The organism is Bradyrhizobium sacchari, from assembly GCF_002068095.1.
Lineage (GTDB): Bacteria > Pseudomonadota > Alphaproteobacteria > Rhizobiales > Xanthobacteraceae > Bradyrhizobium > Bradyrhizobium sacchari.
This window is the reverse complement of sequence record NZ_LWIG01000001.1, coordinates 120,234-121,929: the sequence shown is the minus strand read 5'-3', so window position 1 is coordinate 121,929 and position 1,696 is coordinate 120,234. Positions and strand designations below refer to the sequence as shown.

General features: G+C 67.3%; 1 protein-coding gene. It reads left to right on the top strand.

The window, feature by feature from the left end:
* Window positions 1-1,696: beta strand repeat-containing protein (locus A5906_RS00605; protein ID WP_430642336.1), on the top strand; the 1,696-nt coding region annotated here is incomplete at both ends.

Genomic DNA, 1,696 nt, shown 5'->3' with positions numbered 1-1,696 from the left:
GGCGGGTCTCTGATTAACGCCGGCGATCTCTACAGTGTCTCCGGCCTCAACACGATCTCGGCCGCCGTCACCAACACCGGCGCCATCGAGGTCCAGGCCGGAACGCTGAACCTCTCCGGCGGCCTCAGCGGCGCCGGCTCGTTGGTCATCGACAACGGCGCGACGCTGGAGCTTGCCGGGGCGACGGCGCAGACTGTCACCTTTGCCGGCGGCATCGACACGCTCAAGCTCGACAAGGTCGCCGGCCAGAGCTTCACCGGTACCATCGCCGGCCAATCGACGAAGGCCGGCACGTTCACCGTCACCGGTACGGCCGACATCACGACATCGGTCGGCGATGCGCTCGACTTCACCGCGTCGGGTGGCTCTCCCGCCGCGCCCGCCGCCATCGTTCTCACGCCCACGGGGGCGCTGACCGGTGCAGCCAGAGGCATCTTCGTCACCCAGAATGGCACAGGCGACATCTCGCTGACGGCCACCGGCAACATCACCGGCCTTGCCGGAAACGGCATCTGGCTGCGCGACAGCCTGACCGGCGCGGGGAACATCACGATCGACAACGTCAGCGGCAAGGCGACGGGGACCGGCGCCGATACGGCCGGCGTCCTCGTCGAGAACGGAAACGTCGCTAACGGCGGCGACATCTCGATCACACAGCTCGGCGGTGCTGCCGGCGGTGCGTACGGCATCGATGTGGTCACAGCGGGTAATGGCGACATCACGGTCGATGCCGGCGGGACCATCACCGGCAGCTCGACCTACGGCATCCGCTCGCGCAGCTATGGCACCGGCAACCAGACCGTCACGACCGAGGCCGGCAGCGTGCTCACCTCGGGCAGCTCCGGCATCGTCGCCGTAAATCGTGCGACCTCGATCGATGCTGCGGCCGGCACCACCATCACGATCAACGCCTACGGCACGATCAATTCCGGCAGCAGCCCGAACCTGAGCGGCACGACGCCGGCCGGCATCCAGACCGGTTTCACCGGCGCCACAGATGGCGCCAGCGCCACCACTGCCGTCAATGGTTCGGTTGTCGTCAACAATCATGCCAATATCACCGCCGCCGCCGGCCACGGCATCAATGCCTATAATTACGGGAACGGCGACGTCACGGTGAACGACGCGGCCAGCACCGCTATCGTCGGTGCCGAGACGGGTATCCTCGCTCAGACGCTCAGCGGCGGCACCGGCAACATTTCCGTCACGCTCGGCGCCAACGCCTCGGTGACCGGCACGACCAACTACGGCATTCTCGCCTACAGCGTCGATCAGGGCGACATCAGCGTCACCCTGGCGGCGGGCGATCACGTCACCTCGGGCAGCTCCGGCATCGTGGCGGTCAATTACGCGGCCGCGATTGCAGCCGCGGTCGGCAGCACGATCTCCGTCGAGGCGCACGGCTCCATCCATTCCGGCTCCACGCCGAACAGCGGCGACGGCAGCATACCCGGCGCGATTATCGCAGGTTACAGGCCGGGTGGCGTCCTGACCTTCTCGGGCGCCGTCTACGGCAACGTGACCGTTACGAGCGACGCGACCATCACAGCGGATGCCGGCTACGGCATCGACGCGTTCAACTATGGTATCGGCGACGTCACGGTCACGACGGGCGCGGCCTCGCACATCACTGCCGCGGGGACCGCGATCGGCGCCTTCAGTCACGGCGGCGGCAACGTGTCGGTCACCAACGACG